Here is a 15,304-nt window from a genome sequence, read left to right on the forward strand (position 1 = left end):
ATTGGATACAAGAATAAATAAAAACGTATAGTGATAGTTAGATTCGTAAAAGCAACATCGATGAATTATGAATAACGATTTTGCATTTCCTCTTGACTATTAACAACAATAAATTCAAACAGATGAAATATTCAGTAGTAATCGTAGAAGATCATATTTTACTGTCTCAGGCATTATCAGGGTTAGTTAATGGATTTGATAAGTTCAAAATATTATATATCTGTAAAAACGGAAAAGAACTTATTACTCGCTTTAAAGATCCCAAAAACATTCCAGATATTGTTCTTATGGACATTAACATGCCTATTATGAATGGTATAGAAACCACTGCTGCTCTTAAGGAAGAATATCCGCAGGTAAAGGTATTAGCATTATCAGTAGAAGAAGATGAAAACACTATTCTAAAAATGCTAAGAGCTGGTGCAAAAGGATACTTACTAAAAGACACCGAAAAAAGTATTTTAGAAAGTGCTTTATTGCAAGTTCAAGAAACTGGCTTTTATCACACCAAAGATGTTACTAATTTATTATTAGGTTCGTTAAACCCTAAAGAAGAAAATAAGGCAGTTTTAAAAGAACGAGAAGTTGAATTTATTAAACATGCTTGTACAGAAAAAACATATAAAGAAATTGCAAGTGACATGTGTTTGAGCCCTAAAACGATTGAGGGATACCGAGATTCTATTTTTGAAAAATTAAATTTAAAAAACAGAACTGGCTTAGTAATTTATGCTATTAAAAGTAAAATTTTTACACCATAGAAGTCTCTATCAAAAACTTAAATATCAGACGTTTACCCACAAGCATATTTGTTTATTTTTTAAAATCATCCTTCTACAAACCAAAATCTTATACTGCCTTCGCCTTATTTTAAGATTTTTTTAAATCTAAAAAAGTTATCTTTATTACATATTGTAATTACTTTTGGCTCGTTTATTGATAAATGCAAAGACAAAATCATTATTGTTACTAAAAAAACAAGACAGATTTAACTGCTTATTTATAATAAACTAACCATCTTATACTTTCATAAAAACACTGTTTTTTTGTTTATTTTTGTGAGTAGAAGAACATTGATATTTTTATGCTAAAACAACAACTAAATTTTAAGCTTTCTCAAAAACTATCTCCTCAGCAAATTCAACTTATGAAGCTGATTCAATTGCCTACACAAGCTTTTGAACAAAAATTAAAACAAGAGATGGAAGAAAATCCCGCATTAGATAGCGGTAAAGATAAAGCAGACGAATATGATGATGCTTTTAGTAATGAAAATGCAGCAGATGATGATTATGGTAATGAGAAAATTGAAACCGAAATCAATGTAGACGAATACTTAAGTGATGATGAAATTCCGAGCTATAGATTAAGTTCAAATAATTACAGCAATGATGATGAAGAAAAAAGTGTACCCTATGCTTCTGGTACATCATTTCGACAACACTTAATAAACCAACTAAACACCTATAGATTTGATGAAGAAGAGCGAGAAATAGCAGAATTTCTTGTTGGCAGTGTAGATGAAAGCGGATACATAAGAAGATCCCTGTCTGACATTCTTGATGACTTGGCGTTTACTCAAAACGTTTACACTACTGAAGAAAAAATCGAAAGCATCTTAAAAGTTGTACACCAATTAGATCCTGCTGGTGTTGGAGCACGTAACCTACAAGAATGCCTATGGATTCAATTGGACAGAAAAGAAACTACAATACCTATAAAATTAGCTTCAGAAATACTGAAAAAGGCTTTTGACCATTTTAGCAAAAAGCATTATGATAAACTTTTGGCCAAATTTGACATCACAGAAGATCAGTTAAAAGAAGCAATAGATGAAATTGAGCACCTTAATCCTAAACCAGGAGGAGCTTATGCAGGTAACAACAGGATGATAGAACATGTCGTACCTGACTTTACTATAAGAATTGTTGAAGGCGACCTAGAACTTACTCTAAATGGGCGTAATGCTCCAGAACTTCATGTTTCTAGAGAATACAATAACATGCTACAAGGCTACAAAGCCAGTAAAGAAAAATCTAAATCTCAAAAAGATGCAGTAATCTTTATCAAACAAAAGTTAGATGCTGCTAAATGGTTTATAGAAGCTGTCAAACAAAGACAACAAACACTTTTTATCACTATGAGTGCAATAATGCACTATCAAAAGAGTTATTTTCTTAGTGGTGATGAACGTACTTTAAGACCAATGATCCTAAAGGACATCGCTGACGAAATTGACATGGACGTTAGTACAGTTTCTCGTGTAGCTAATAGTAAATATGTAGACACTCCTTATGGCACTAAGCTCATTAAAGAGTTCTTTTCAGAATCCATGACAAATGATCAAGGTGAAGAGGTTTCTACAAGAGAAATAAAAAAAATACTAGAAATAACAATAGGCGAAGAAGACAAGAAAAAGCCATTAACAGATGAAAAACTTGCCAAAATCCTAAAAGAAAAAGGATATCCTATTGCTAGAAGAACTGTAGCTAAATATCGGGAACAATTAGAAATTCCAGTTGCGCGGTTACGAAAGAAAATTTAATGAATTTTTTTCTAAAAAGTATTTCTTACATTTTACATCCTTTATTGATGCCTCTAGTGGGCGCAATAATTTATTTCTCTGCTGCGCCAAGATTTATCCCGGAAAACATTGTACAAGCAAAAATTTTTGGAGTAGTAGTAATGACCATTTTAATTCCGATTGTCTTATTTTTTTTCCTTAAAAGTATTGGAGCAATTACTTCGGTTCATTTAGCAACAGTCAAACAACGTAAAATTCCATTATTACTCCAAGCCTTGTTGTTAATTGTTGTTATAAAATTGATCGTAGACATTTATCACCATCCAGAACTCTATTTTTTCTTTTTAGGAGTTTTATTTTCTATTCTTACTTCTATTTTTATGGTTTTATTTAATGTAAAAGCTAGCATACATATGATTGGCATAAGTGCTGTAACTATGTTTACAATAGCATTAAGTATTCATTTTGGAATGAATTTAATACTACTTATTACATCTCTTATGATTGCCAATGGACTAGTAGCGACCTCTCGATTACACTATAAAGCTCATACAAATTTGGAGTTGATATTAGGTTTTTTAATTGGGATAATTCCGCAACTAACTCTTGTAAATTTTTGGTTATAAAATATAAAAGATCAATCCGACCTTAACAGGATTCAAATTAACTTTATCACTATCATCGATCAATGCATTTTTATCAAATAGCGTATTTAAGCTATAGTAAAAGTGAAAATTAAAGGTATTCCACCCAAAAGTAAATGTAGCCCCAAACCGCCATCGTTCTAATTCGTCAATTTTTGTTTGCCTAACTTGCAAATCACCTTGATCAAAGTTAGAGCTAAAATGATACAGATACCCTACTCTTAAACCTGTATAAATTCGATAAAACTTATGCGTCTCTGGCACCGATGTTCTCCATCTAAATTCAAGAGGAGCTTCGACTAAATGTGTGTTAAATCTATTTCTTTTAAAATCAACTCCATTTAAACGATTAAAAATACTTTGTTCTGTATTCTCTTCTTCTCCTATAAACAGATTATGGTTAAATAGATTTACAGAATATCCCAATCCCAATCCTATGGCAATGTTTCGTCTCTTATTTATTGGCATATCTCTAGTATATCCCATATGTATTCCTCCAGAAAAATCAGATTGACTAAAACCACTAGGCGTGTTTAAAAGAAAGTTATACGTAACGGCTACGTAAAATTGATCCTCTCGATACAATGAATCTAACACCTTTTTTTCTTCCTGGTTTACATCAATTTCTTGTCCAAAGCAACTCAAGGCAGAAATAAAACATAGAACAAATAAAAATACATTCTTCATACAGATCACTAAAGTAAATTTATTTCCTCAAAAAATAGGTAAACTTTAAAAAAAACAACTATCACATTGTGAGTAAGGTCCAAAACACACTTTTTGTTTTAGACCCTACTCAATTGTACTACCCTACTAATATTATGGCCTTAAATTATCTGTAGCCATTCCTTTTCTAGTAGTGTAATTAATTTTAAGAGCCTGTATCTCTCTTAATTCTTTTTTAATATCTCCTACCAATCCCATATTAGTATCTTTATCTACCTTTAAGGACGTTATTAAAAATGGAACTAACTCATCAGGCTTAGATGCTCTTTCTGCTAAAATAAATGCTTTAATATCCTTAATCTCGGCAAATTTATCATTTAGTTGAATTCTTGCTTCTGTTCCGACATTCTTATACCTTGAACTAGGTTTACCAGCATATATATTCATAATCAAACTTTTATTATCAAGTTTTTCTACTTGGTCCGCAAAAGGCAGCTCATTTTTAATCATTAGAGTATCTTTTCGCATTTTTGTAGCTACCATAAAGAAAAACAATAACATAAACACGATATCGGGTAATGAAGCAGTTGAAATTTCTGGTAACTGTGTACCTTTCTTATTTTTAAATTTAGACATAAGACTAGAGAATTAAGTTATTATTGAAATACTGGTTCTGCTTCAGAAATTTTTTCTGGAAACATAGATTGTATTTTTTTAATCTTTTCTCTTAAATCTTTCCTGTCAACACTATTTGTTGTATTCTTTAAATTCCTTTCGAGTTCTTGAAATGAAGTACCAAATAATCTAATTGCCTCTCTGTTACGTAAAATTGTATAAGCCCCTACCAATTCATTTTGAACGGTAATGTATGTTTCATAATTGGTCTTACGATTATTAACAACTGATATTACAGCTTTATCTGGGTTATCAGAAGAGTGTATATCATGCTCTCCTTTACAATAAGCGCAACTTAACTCTCCTGTACCACCTCCATTATCTAAAAATGCGAGAGCCGCATTCTTAAGCGCTGTGACATCCATTTTCTCGCCTTCTACTAAAAGCTCATTCAATTGATTTAATTCTACAGTAAAGATGTTTCTTTTTCGGATAACATTATCTACAGGATCGTCTATTGGTGGTGGAAGTTTTCTGGATATCCCATAATCCGTCTCAATAGTTGTTGTAACCAAAAAAAAGATGAGTAATAAAAATGCAATGTCCGCCATAGAACCTGCATTTACACTTGGTGCTGATCTTCTTGCCATAATAAATATATATTTAATTAATAATTACTTACAGAATCAACTAATTGTGACTATAAGTGACAAGAATGATTTAGAAGAGACTATTGAAAACGACAGGTTGGTAGGTTAGTAAGGTGTCTATTTCAAATAAAAACTGGGATTATCTACATATAATTCAATATCACTTTGGATGGCTAGATATTGATACTAAAATGTTAGATCACAATTATTAAAACAACAACAATTGTTATACCACTTTTTAAAAATCAAAGGAATAAAAATGAAAATCATAAAAAAATCCCACCTTTTGGTGGGATTTTAATCTAATATTATAATAAGATGAAGTACCGTAGATTCTATTCAATATTGTTAACAGCCTCTCCGGTTCTGGTTGTATAGTTAATCTTCAGCGCTTGTACTTCTCTTAATTCTTTTTTGATATCACCTACAAGTCCCATATTAGTATTACCATCAACTTTTAAAGCAGTAGTTAAGAAAGGTACTAATTCTTCTCTTTTAGCAGCTCTTTCGGCTAATATGAACGCTTTGATATCTGCAACTTCGGCAAACTTATCATTAAGTTGAATTCTAGCTTGGTTACCAGCACTTGCACTGTATCTTGAACTAGGTTTACCTGCATATATATACATTACCAAATCTTTTTTATCAAGCTTCTCTATTTGATCGGCTTGTGGTAACTTATTCTCAATCATCAATGTATTTTGACGCATTACTGTCGCAACCATAAAAAAGAATAATAACATAAATACAATATCCGGTAATGAAGCTGTAGAAATCGCTGGTAATTCACCACTTTTTTTCTTGTTAAACTTAGACATAAGAATTTTGTTTTTGTTATTACTTATTTCTTTGGTTCTGCCTCAGAGAGTTTCTCTGGGAACATAAACTGTATCGTTTTAATATCTTCCTTAAGTGATACTTTACTACCTGTATAGTTCACATCTTTTAGGTTTTTTTCCATCTCTACGAAAGTTTTACCAAAAAGACGTTGTGCTTCTCTATTACGTAATGTTGTATATGCTGCAACCAATTCATTTTGAACAGCTATATACGTTTGATAATTAGTTTCTCTATTATTACGCAGAGAGATTACGGCTTTAGTAGGATTATCTGATGAAGATGGATCTCTATCACCTTGACAGAATTTACAAGCTTCATCTCCTGTACCACCACCATTATCTAAGAATTTGATTGCTGCTTCACGAAGATCCTTTAATTCCATCGGAGCTTCTTCCACTAACAAATCATTATTCTTGTTCAGCTCTACCACAAAAATATTTTTTTGTTTAAGAACTGGTGGTTCAACATTATCCTCCTGTGGTGGAGGAAGCTTACGGCTAATACCGCTATCCGTTTCAATAGTAGTAGTAACCAGGAAGAATATAAGAAGTAAGAATGCTATATCTGCCATAGATCCTGCATTAACTTCTGGTGCTGATCTTCTTGCCATAATTATTTACCTATTAGTTTTTTAATACCAGAGAAAAACATTAGTCCAACTGCAACTGCAGCCAAAACATAAAATGCATATAATCCAGTTCCTACCCACTTAGATCCACTAGCAGAAAGTACTTCACCATCTTTCATTGGGGTTTCTACACCTGTTGCAAGCGCAAAACCGATACCAACGATAATTAAGAAAGCAACAATACCTATAGCAGCATTTTTAAGACCTGCAGGGTTTTTTGCCAATGTTGAAAATACAGCAATTAAGGTAGCAATAATAGTAACTACAAAGATAATCAATGTAAGACTATATAAAGGATCTACTGATGGGCTAGCCAATTCTAAAGGAAGTTCTCTAGCTTCAGAAACACCATTTTGATCCATTAAATCACTAATTGAACTACTCATTACATACCAAAGGATTGCTCCGATGATACCAATTGCCATTACAACATATGATAATATTTTAGAAATTTTCATGTGTCTTATTTTTTAATTTGGAATGCTTACCGCACTCATAATAAACAATAACGATTTACTTTTCTGTAGGTAAACTGTTATTATTTTTTGTTTTTGTAAGCTACCAACATATCGATTAACGTAATCGAAGCGTCTTCCATATCATTTACAATTCTATCAATTTTTGCAACGATATAGTTGTAAAATATTTGAAGGATAATTGCAACGATAAGTCCAAATACTGTAGTAAGAAGTGCTACTTTAATACCTCCTGCTACAAGTGAAGGTTGCATATCTCCTGCAGCTTCAATCTTATCAAATGCTTGAATCATACCTATTACCGTTCCCATGAAACCAAGCATTGGTGCAAGAGCGATAAATAAAGAAACCCATGATACATTTTTCTCTAACTGTCCCATTTGAACACCTCCATAAGCAACAACTGCCTTCTCTGCAGCATCTATGCTCTCGTCTGCTCTATCAAGACCTTGATAGTAAATTGATGCAACTGGTCCTTTTGTATTTCTACAAACTTCCTTAGCTGCTTCAACACCACCACTGTTAAGTGCATCTTCAACATTTTGTTGTAATTTCTTAGTGTTTGTTGTAGAAAGATTTAAAAAGATAATTCTTTCAATTGCAATCGCCAGACCTAGAATCAAACATAAAAGTACGATTCCCATAAATTCAGGTCCTCCTTCTATAAAACGCTTTTTAAGGTTTTGATGGAAGGATAACTCTTCTGTAGCATCGGCTGCCACATCTTGTATTGTTGTCGTAGTTATAGGAGCAATTAATAATTGCACATTTGCCGTTAATAACTGGGCTGGTGCAGTAGATGCTTGTAAGTTTCCAAAAGCTGTTACCGCTACGATTGCCAGAATAGAAAATAATCTTTTCATTGCGCTGAATCTTAATTTTAATTAGTTAAAGGGTTAAAGATATAAAAATAATATATATTCTTTCAAAAATTTAAATATATTGCAGAGAGGAAGGGATTCGAACCCTCGATACGCTTTTGACGTATACACACTTTCCAGGCGTGCGCCTTCGACCACTCGGCCACCTCTCTTCACTATTCCCTATAAATTTAGGGATGGGCAAATAACAAAAAAAATGTTAAGTACTAAAATTTGAGGCGTTAATTTTCTGACATTTCCCCTCGCAGAGAAGTTTCATAAATGGTTTTGAGCACTTTAAGAGGTAAATTTTCTCCTAACAAATACATTAATTTAGCGAGTGCAGCCTCGGTTGTTATGTCTTTCCCAGAAATTACACCAACTTTTTTTAACGCTACACTAGTATCATATTTCCCCATTTCTACACTTCCTCCCGAACATTGTGTTACATTTACTACAGGAATCCCCTTCTTTATGGCATCAGAAATAATTGAAATAAACCATTTTTTTGTGGTTGTATTTCCTGATCCATAAGTCTCAAGAATTATGCCTTTTACATCATCTGAAGAAAAAATATGTCGAACTATATTTTCATTAATCCCTGGAAAAAGTTTTAAAACGACAATATTATTATCAAAATGGGTATGATAAACCATTTTTTTGCGCCTATTTACCGATCTTAAAAAAGATGTATTCACTTTTAAATGAACTCCAGACTCTACCAGTGCAGGGTAATTCATTGACTGAAAAGCTTCAAAATGTTCTGCATTAATTTTTGTAGTTCTATTAGCTCTTAGCAATTTATATTCAAAATAAAGTCCAACTTCTGTAACCACAGGCTTACCCTTCTTTTGTAAAGCAGAAATTTGTATAGCAGTAATTAAATTTTCTTTAGCATCAGTTCTCAAATCACCAATTGGTAATTGAGAACCTGTAAAAATGATAGGTTTGGTCAAGTTTTCAAACATAAAACTTATAGCCGAAGCTGTATATGACATTGTATCGCTACCATGCAACACAACAAAACCATCATAATTGGCGTAATTATCATTAATAATATTACCTAATTCTTTCCATCGTTCGACATTCATGTCTGAGGAATCTATAGGAGTTTGAAAACTAATTGTGCTAATTGTGCAATCCAGTTGTCGCAGCTCGGGTATTTTTAACAACAACTCATCAAAATCAAAAGCTATTAATGCTCCTGTTTCAAAATCTTTGATCATACCAATGGTACCACCAGTGTAAATCAGCAATATGTTTGGTGTAGTATTCATATCGCAAATGAACGAAATTTAATACACTTTATATACCAAAAACGTCTTTAGAGTTTTTAGTTGTGATTGCGGCTATTTCTTCTGCTGATATCTGATATACTTCTGCAAGTTTATTTAGTACATTGATCAAATAAGAGCTTTCGTTACGTTTACCGCGATATGGTGTTGGAGCTAAATAAGGTGAATCTGTTTCTAACACAATATGATCTAAAGATATTTGATCCAAAAACCTATCTATTTTACCATTTTTGAAAGTCACCACTCCACCAATACCTAATTTCATATTGTAATCTATTGCACGCTTTGCATCCTCTATTGTGCCTGTAAAACAATGAAAAATACCAAATAAATCATCTGCCTTTTCTGATTCTAAAACCTCAAAAACTTCTTCAAAAGCCTCTCTACAATGAATTACAATAGGTAAACTATATTTCTTTGCCAATTTAATTTGAAATTTAAAGGCTTCTTTTTGAAATTCTAAAAGTGTTTTATCCCAATATAAATCTATACCTATTTCGCCTACAGCAAAAAACTTTTTCTCTTCTTGATTTTGAAACCGTTTTTCTAACTCTTCTTCTACATGATGTAATTCTTCTCTATAATTTTCTTTCACATGAGTTGGATGCAACCCCATCATCAAAAATACATTTTCAGGATATTTTGATTCTATATTATACATTGATTGGGTATATGCAGAGTCAATTGCAGGAACAAAAAAACGAGTGACCCCATTTGCTATAGCTCGTTGCATCATTTCATCTTGATCATCATCAAAGGATTCGCTATAAATATGGGTGTGGGTATCGGTAAGTATCATCTCGCAAAAATAAATAAATTTTATAATCGACAAGGATACATGTAAGAGATATTATGCTCTAGAAAAAAGATTAATTTACACTAATAATTCTTTGAAGAGGTATAATAGTAGATTGTTTAAGAATTACAGATTTTTCGGTAATCCCCCAAACAGTAGTTTCTACTTTTTTTGCACCATTATCATCAACAAAAGTAATCTTAACTTTTTCGTGCTCTAAATTACCTAAACTCATTGCTCTTTTTAAATTCAGGCATCTGTTATGCATATCCATTTTATTGTCTAAAACCTCTTGTTTTGGGAAATTTAAAAATTGTATTTGTTCTTTATCAATTGCTTGTATATGCTTATGTGCTCTCATAACTTGTAATTTTAATTATTCTTAAAACTTAGTAGCATTCACCTACAATACATTACAAATTCCGATCTTCACAATGTTAAAAACACCGTTAATTAACAAATTGATTAACAATTCAATAAATAATGTTTTTTAAGTATTTAGCACTAAAGCAAGATTATAATTCATTGATCATGAACACCATATAGCAAGTATCGAAAAGAATTCTGTAGTAAACCTGTAGAATATTTTACGTAGATTTTTTTTCCTTAATTCTGAACAAAAAACAATTTTACAATTTGTCCAATAGTTTTTGAGCATTTTGATAATCTTCTGCGGTTTTAGGAAGTTTTTTAAGCAATATTCTACATCGGCTGTATTTTTTCTGCTTTAACTCAGCTAAGGCCTCAAACCAAAGTGCTTTGTACTTAAACAAAGAATCCCCTTGATACAGTTTTTGAAAAACACTTTTTGCTTCAGGATACCTATTCAATTCTAATAATGAAATTCCATAATAGAACTGGTATTCTGAGTTATTTATATCTTTCTGCAACAAAGCAAAAAGATTATCTGCAGCAACATCATATTTTCTTTCATTAAAAGCTTCTTCTGCTTTCTTAATGTAAACCTCTCCCCCACTTCTTTCTGTTAGTGATAATTCAGGAATATCAACAAAATCCTTATATACAGGGTCAGACGGGGTTAAAAAGTAAACTCCTATTATAATAGCTACACTTGCCGCTATTGCATATGTCCAACGGGGTATTCGAATTACTTTGGGTTGCTTAGTAATATCTTTATGACTTTGCTTTACTTCTTCTTTGCGCTTTGAAAAGAAATTATCACCAATATGTTTTAAGTTATTTTCTAACGCTTTTTGTTCTTTTTCTGAAGTACTACTTACCTCTATATGCAAATGCAAATCTTGATACAATCTAAATTCTTTTGCAAAAGCAGTATCTTCTTTGACTAATCGATCTAGTCTTTTTTGATCATTTATTGTTAACTGTTGAGTACAATATCGATCAAACAAATCATATTTTTCTTCTGGGGTCATAGCAAATCTTGTATTTGATTATACTTAGGAGCGTTTTGAACCAACTTAGTTAATTGCCCAATGCATAATGATTTCTTTTTACGAACGTACCCATATGATTTTCCTAGCTTTAGCGCTACTTCTTCCATAGATTTGATTGTAAATGTCATTTTTAGTAATTCCTTACATGCATTACCAAGTAGATTAAACATCTCTGTAAAAAGTTCGTGTTTTGCATTAAAAATTTCGGTTTCATCTGCAAAACGAACACTCTCATCATCTATAGATACAACCTCTTCATTAATTGTTACCTCTTTACCAGAAAGTTTTTTTAACTCGTTTAACCACTTTCGTTTACATAATAAAAAGAAATAAGCATCAAAAGGACAGCTTAGCTGTAATCGGTTTTCTTTTGCTTGCTTATATATAGTCATTAAAGTTTCCTGTACAATATCTTGAGCTTTTGATTCATCTCCATTATTTTTTTTTATGTACCCCACAACCTTAGGAACAAATTTCTCATAAATCTCTACCAAAAGTCGGGTATCATTTTTTAAAAGAGCCTCGATATATTTTTGATCAGAATGTAGTTTAGAATTGGACATAAATGATTAGTTGCAGGAACTAATTTAAAAAAAGTTTAAACAAATAAGGGTAACAAAAAATCAAAGTAGTTGATATAGGGGTGTAAATAATAAAATTAAAGCATCATGAAAATTATTAAAAACCACAAGCTCCATACATCAACACACTACCTAATAAAACTACTCTTATTTTTTACAGTGTCTTTTATTGTACTTTCATGTGAGGGAGAAGATGGAGCAATCGGACCACAAGGAGAACAAGGTTTACAAGGAAATACAGGAGAATCAGGAACAGCAAACATCATCTATTCTGAATGGATCAACACTGGTTTAAGTGATAATATAACAAGCGTAAATACATCTTTTACGTTTGATGCACCTGAGATCAATGCTGAAATCCTTAATTCTGGAATCATTTTGGTGTACGGAAGATTTTTTGACACCAATAATGGGATCAGAGTCTATCAATTACCAATAACTGTCGGTGTGGGTTCTACACGACTATCATATTTATTTAATGCTTCTTCTGGAAAAATAGAAGTTCGTATAAATTCTGCAGAAATTATAGGAACAAACGATTTTCTGCAACAATACAGGTATGTAATAATACCACAAGATCAGGCCTCAAAATCCTCTCTGGATTATACAAAAATGTCTTATCAAGAAATTAAAAACATACTTGAAATCCCCTTTGAATAATTGGCAATCTCATTAAGTATAAAAAATAGTTCTAATAAAGGGTAACAAAAAACAATAACCTTTGATATAAAGGTATAACTATTAAAATTCAATATTATGAAAACAAAAAATACAACAATCACAGTATCCAATAATACTAGGAATACAAAATACAAAATAGTCAATTTTATGTTTTTAACGCTATCTATTCTTTTTTTAGGAAGCTGTAATACAAACGATGACAATGATAATCCACCTGTAGAAACTCGCGATGGATTAGAATTTAAAGCAGAAATTATTGAAAATCGAAATGAAGCCAAACAAATTGTCGATATAAACGGGAGTGCTAATTCAGAAGTTTATGGAACCGAAGGAACTATATTATACTTTCCTGCCAATAGCTTTGTTGATCAAAATGGAATTCCTGTTACTGGAAATGTTGCTATTGAGCTTGTAGAAATTTATGATAAAGCAAAGATGTTATTAACCAAAATGCCAACAAACGGCAAACGTCCTAATGGAGATGTAGAAACATTAATATCTGGAGGAGAATTTTATATAAATGCTACTCAAGCAGGAGAACAATTAGAACTTGCCAATGCGTTTCAATTAATTGCCCCTGCTGAAACATTTGATAATGAGATGACTCTTTTTAATGGTCAGAACAATAATTGTGATGATGAATTCGAATGCGATATCGTGTGGGAGGAAGATGAAGAAGCTGACTTAGAGCCAATACAAAGAGAAGGACCCGATGGAGGTGTAGTAAATGGTTACGGAGGTTTTATTAGCAATTTTGGGTGGACTAATATTGATCGATGGTATAATGACCCTAGACCAAAAACGCTACTACAAGTTGATGTTCCTGAAGGGTACGACAACACAAATTGCAATGTATACATTTCTTATGACGGTGAACCTACCGCCCTTGCATTACTAGATATCTACGATCCAGAAACCGAATTATTCTCTGAACATTATGGATTAATCCCAATTGGCTTAGAAGCACATATAATCTTTGTTTCTGTTCAAAACTCAGAATATGTATATGCAATCCAAGAAGTGGTTATAGAAGAGGATCATATAGAAGTAATAGAAACAACCAGTACTGCAGCAGAATCACAATTAATTGATTTAATTAATGAGTTACCATAAATCTAAAAATATGATGTCTAAGATGCTAGAATATGTTTATTAGTTTAACGGGGGTTACAACAGGTTCTAGTCTAAATTCCGAGAGATAAATCCTCTCGGAATTTTTTATATCTAAAAAAGGGTAACAAAACAATTATGTTTTTGATATAAGGATATAAACACAAAATCCAAGTATTATGAAAACTTTAAAAACCTTATTCACTCTATCAAATCATAATAGGTTTGCAAAACAATTATTATCAAAGCCGTTAATACTTTTTTTAAGCATTTTCATTTTGACAAGTTGTGAAACAGATGACACTATAAATGACTTACAAACCAATGGACCGGTTTTCGATATTAACCTTTTTGAACAAAACATTATAAATTATGTAAATTCAGGCGGTAATACTCCTGTAGGTTGGTCCTATACAATAAGCAAAAACGGAAATCTAGCTAGGTCAAATAGCTACGGTCAAGCTAGAACAGCTGTAGACGGAGTATTAGATTTCACTTTGGATAAAGAAATAAACGTAGCAAGCGTCACAAAATTCTATACCGCCATTGCGGTTATGCAATTACTCGAAACTAATAATCTAACTATAGATGATAAGATATCAGAATGGCTTCCGTCGTCTTGGCCTCAAGGACCAGGAGTAAGCGACCTTACTTTCAAAGATTTATTGACACATCGATCAGGACTAGAAAGCTCTAATAACAATTTTAATACAACTCTAGGATACCAAGGTCTTGCTGTTTGCATACGAACAGGAGTAATAAATTCTAAAAACTACAACTACCTTAATGTAAATTTTGCTTTATACCGAGTACTTATACCATCACTTTGGAGCGCACTACCAAATGCCCCAACAATCGATATTAATAGTGATACAGATACTCGATCTAAATACATTCAATACATGCAGCAAAACATTTTCGACAGAATATCACTTCCAGATGTTGGTTGTTCTCCAGAACCTGAAGATATAGTAACCTTATATTATAATGTAAATGATATAAATACTAATGCCAATGGACTTGTATATAGTGATTGGAACAATAAAGCCGGAGGTGGTGGATATTATATGACAACAATTGAAATGGCTAAAGTAATTGCATTCTTTGAACACTCTGAAATATTGGTTAATCAAAACCAAAGAGCAATAATGAAATTACATCGAATTGGAATGGATCGAGCTGATCTAGCAGATGAAATCCATGGTAATTATTATGGAAAAGGTGGATCTATTGGTACAAACAGTAATCAAACCCTATCCAAAGGAGTGCTTACACAAATGGTTATGTTTCCAATTAATGGCATTGATTGTGTTGTTGTAATGAATTGCAGGGGAGTAACTCTAAACAATAATACAAATCTAAGACAAATGATTTATGACGCTTACAACAATGCTTGGCAATAATTCGGATTAAATATTCGAATGCAAAAACACATATCAAAAATTTAATATCTCAACTCATATTCTGGGGGATGTATTCTCCCAGAATATTACAGTTTAACTTTTTACTTATCTTTAGTAACA

18 protein-coding genes and 1 tRNA gene are annotated in these 15,304 nt (G+C 32.0%); 6 read left to right on the top strand and 13 right to left on the bottom strand.

Annotated elements, in window-relative coordinates; genetic code table 11:
• Positions 1-122 precede the first annotated feature (122 nt).
• The 3 genes from AWE51_RS20440 to AWE51_RS20450 all read left to right on the top strand — a co-directional run bounded on the left by AWE51_RS20440 (position 123) and on the right by AWE51_RS20450 (position 3,150).
• Positions 123-761, top strand: a complete 639-nt coding sequence (locus tag AWE51_RS20440) for a response regulator transcription factor (RefSeq protein WP_066317507.1) — start codon at positions 123-125, stop codon at positions 759-761.
• Positions 762-1,084: 323 nt separating this feature from the next.
• Entirely contained in the window at positions 1,085-2,545 is a 1,461-nt protein-coding gene (rpoN, locus tag AWE51_RS20445; RefSeq protein WP_066317509.1) for an RNA polymerase factor sigma-54, read from the top strand.
• Entirely contained in the window at positions 2,545-3,150 is a 606-nt protein-coding gene (locus AWE51_RS20450) for a hypothetical protein (protein WP_066317512.1), read from the top strand. The genes rpoN and AWE51_RS20450 overlap by 1 nt, the downstream gene beginning before the upstream one ends.
• Here the strand turns inward: AWE51_RS20450 and AWE51_RS20455 are convergent.
• The 13 genes from AWE51_RS20455 to AWE51_RS20515 form a co-directional block, all read right to left on the bottom strand.
• Entirely contained in the window at positions 3,145-3,855 is a 711-nt protein-coding gene (locus tag AWE51_RS20455) for a porin family protein (protein ID WP_066317518.1), read from the bottom strand. The genes AWE51_RS20450 and AWE51_RS20455 overlap by 6 nt on opposite strands.
• A 132-nt stretch (positions 3,856-3,987) precedes the next feature.
• Positions 3,988-4,470 (bottom strand): ExbD/TolR family protein, encoded by a 483-nt coding sequence (locus tag AWE51_RS20460; protein ID WP_066317520.1) that lies wholly within the window; start codon positions 4,468-4,470, stop codon positions 3,988-3,990.
• 20 nt (positions 4,471-4,490) lie between these two features.
• Positions 4,491-5,099 (bottom strand): ExbD/TolR family protein, encoded by a 609-nt coding sequence (locus AWE51_RS20465; RefSeq protein ID WP_066317522.1) that lies wholly within the window; start codon positions 5,097-5,099, stop codon positions 4,491-4,493.
• 335 nt (positions 5,100-5,434) lie between these two features.
• On the bottom strand, positions 5,435-5,917 hold the full coding sequence (locus AWE51_RS20470; RefSeq protein WP_066317524.1) for an ExbD/TolR family protein: 483 nt from the start codon (positions 5,915-5,917) through the stop codon (positions 5,435-5,437).
• Between the two features lie 23 nt (positions 5,918-5,940).
• Positions 5,941-6,549, bottom strand: coding sequence for an ExbD/TolR family protein (locus tag AWE51_RS20475; RefSeq protein ID WP_066317526.1), 609 nt, complete (start codon positions 6,547-6,549; stop codon positions 5,941-5,943).
• A gap of 2 nt (positions 6,550-6,551) precedes the next feature.
• Complete coding sequence (locus tag AWE51_RS20480) at positions 6,552-7,025, bottom strand: hypothetical protein (protein ID WP_066317528.1); 474 nt, start codon at positions 7,023-7,025, stop codon at positions 6,552-6,554.
• 80 nt (positions 7,026-7,105) lie between these two features.
• A complete protein-coding gene (locus tag AWE51_RS20485) occupies positions 7,106-7,906 on the bottom strand; it encodes a MotA/TolQ/ExbB proton channel family protein (RefSeq protein ID WP_066317531.1) in 801 nt (266 codons plus the stop codon).
• Between the two features lie 82 nt (positions 7,907-7,988).
• A tRNA-Ser gene (locus tag AWE51_RS20490) sits at positions 7,989-8,076 on the bottom strand.
• A gap of 69 nt (positions 8,077-8,145) precedes the next feature.
• On the bottom strand, positions 8,146-9,180 hold the full coding sequence (locus AWE51_RS20495; RefSeq protein ID WP_066317539.1) for an asparaginase: 1,035 nt from the start codon (positions 9,178-9,180) through the stop codon (positions 8,146-8,148).
• A 28-nt stretch (positions 9,181-9,208) separates the two neighbouring features.
• The gene (locus AWE51_RS20500) at positions 9,209-9,997 is read right to left on the bottom strand and encodes a TatD family hydrolase (RefSeq protein WP_066317542.1); all 789 of its coding nucleotides are present in this window, start codon (positions 9,995-9,997) and stop codon (positions 9,209-9,211) included.
• 70 nt (positions 9,998-10,067) lie between these two features.
• Entirely contained in the window at positions 10,068-10,355 is a 288-nt protein-coding gene (locus AWE51_RS20505; RefSeq protein WP_066317543.1) for a hypothetical protein, read from the bottom strand.
• A 268-nt stretch (positions 10,356-10,623) separates the two neighbouring features.
• Positions 10,624-11,388, bottom strand: coding sequence for a tetratricopeptide repeat protein (locus AWE51_RS20510; protein WP_066317546.1), 765 nt, complete (start codon positions 11,386-11,388; stop codon positions 10,624-10,626).
• A complete protein-coding gene (locus AWE51_RS20515) occupies positions 11,385-11,972 on the bottom strand; it encodes an RNA polymerase sigma factor (protein WP_066317549.1) in 588 nt (195 codons plus the stop codon). Before AWE51_RS20515 ends, AWE51_RS20510 begins: the two co-directional genes overlap by 4 nt.
• A gap of 105 nt (positions 11,973-12,077) precedes the next feature.
• Here AWE51_RS20515 and AWE51_RS20520 point away from each other — a divergent pair, with 105 nt between their 5' ends.
• The 3 genes from AWE51_RS20520 to AWE51_RS20530 all read left to right on the top strand — a co-directional run bounded on the left by AWE51_RS20520 (position 12,078) and on the right by AWE51_RS20530 (position 15,184).
• On the top strand, positions 12,078-12,650 hold the full coding sequence (locus tag AWE51_RS20520; protein WP_157766184.1) for a hypothetical protein: 573 nt from the start codon (positions 12,078-12,080) through the stop codon (positions 12,648-12,650).
• A gap of 96 nt (positions 12,651-12,746) precedes the next feature.
• The gene (locus AWE51_RS20525) at positions 12,747-13,784 is read left to right on the top strand and encodes a hypothetical protein (protein ID WP_066317555.1); all 1,038 of its coding nucleotides are present in this window, start codon (positions 12,747-12,749) and stop codon (positions 13,782-13,784) included.
• A gap of 176 nt (positions 13,785-13,960) precedes the next feature.
• On the top strand, positions 13,961-15,184 hold the full coding sequence (locus AWE51_RS20530; RefSeq protein WP_066317559.1) for a serine hydrolase domain-containing protein: 1,224 nt from the start codon (positions 13,961-13,963) through the stop codon (positions 15,182-15,184).
• The last annotated feature ends 120 nt before the right edge of the window (positions 15,185-15,304 follow it).

The sequence above is a fragment of the Aquimarina aggregata genome (assembly GCF_001632745.1).
Lineage (GTDB): Bacteria > Bacteroidota > Bacteroidia > Flavobacteriales > Flavobacteriaceae > Aquimarina > Aquimarina aggregata.

Coding starts and splice junctions, on each gene's coding strand:
- AWE51_RS20440 (WP_066317507.1), top strand. CDS start 123: ATGAAATATTCAGTAGTAATCGTAGAAGATCATATTTTACTGTCTCAG.
- rpoN (WP_066317509.1), top strand. CDS start 1,085: ATGCTAAAACAACAACTAAATTTTAAGCTTTCTCAAAAACTATCTCCT.
- AWE51_RS20450 (WP_066317512.1), top strand. CDS start 2,545: ATGAATTTTTTTCTAAAAAGTATTTCTTACATTTTACATCCTTTATTG.
- AWE51_RS20455 (WP_066317518.1), bottom strand. CDS start 3,855: ATGAAGAATGTATTTTTATTTGTTCTATGTTTTATTTCTGCCTTGAGT.
- AWE51_RS20460 (WP_066317520.1), bottom strand. CDS start 4,470: ATGTCTAAATTTAAAAATAAGAAAGGTACACAGTTACCAGAAATTTCA.
- AWE51_RS20465 (WP_066317522.1), bottom strand. CDS start 5,099: ATGGCAAGAAGATCAGCACCAAGTGTAAATGCAGGTTCTATGGCGGAC.
- AWE51_RS20470 (WP_066317524.1), bottom strand. CDS start 5,917: ATGTCTAAGTTTAACAAGAAAAAAAGTGGTGAATTACCAGCGATTTCT.
- AWE51_RS20475 (WP_066317526.1), bottom strand. CDS start 6,549: ATGGCAAGAAGATCAGCACCAGAAGTTAATGCAGGATCTATGGCAGAT.
- AWE51_RS20480 (WP_066317528.1), bottom strand. CDS start 7,025: ATGAAAATTTCTAAAATATTATCATATGTTGTAATGGCAATTGGTATC.
- AWE51_RS20485 (WP_066317531.1), bottom strand. CDS start 7,906: ATGAAAAGATTATTTTCTATTCTGGCAATCGTAGCGGTAACAGCTTTT.
- AWE51_RS20495 (WP_066317539.1), bottom strand. CDS start 9,180: ATGAATACTACACCAAACATATTGCTGATTTACACTGGTGGTACCATT.
- AWE51_RS20500 (WP_066317542.1), bottom strand. CDS start 9,997: ATGATACTTACCGATACCCACACCCATATTTATAGCGAATCCTTTGAT.
- AWE51_RS20505 (WP_066317543.1), bottom strand. CDS start 10,355: ATGAGAGCACATAAGCATATACAAGCAATTGATAAAGAACAAATACAA.
- AWE51_RS20510 (WP_066317546.1), bottom strand. CDS start 11,388: ATGACCCCAGAAGAAAAATATGATTTGTTTGATCGATATTGTACTCAA.
- AWE51_RS20515 (WP_066317549.1), bottom strand. CDS start 11,972: ATGTCCAATTCTAAACTACATTCTGATCAAAAATATATCGAGGCTCTT.
- AWE51_RS20520 (WP_157766184.1), top strand. CDS start 12,078: ATGAAAATTATTAAAAACCACAAGCTCCATACATCAACACACTACCTA.
- AWE51_RS20525 (WP_066317555.1), top strand. CDS start 12,747: ATGAAAACAAAAAATACAACAATCACAGTATCCAATAATACTAGGAAT.
- AWE51_RS20530 (WP_066317559.1), top strand. CDS start 13,961: ATGAAAACTTTAAAAACCTTATTCACTCTATCAAATCATAATAGGTTT.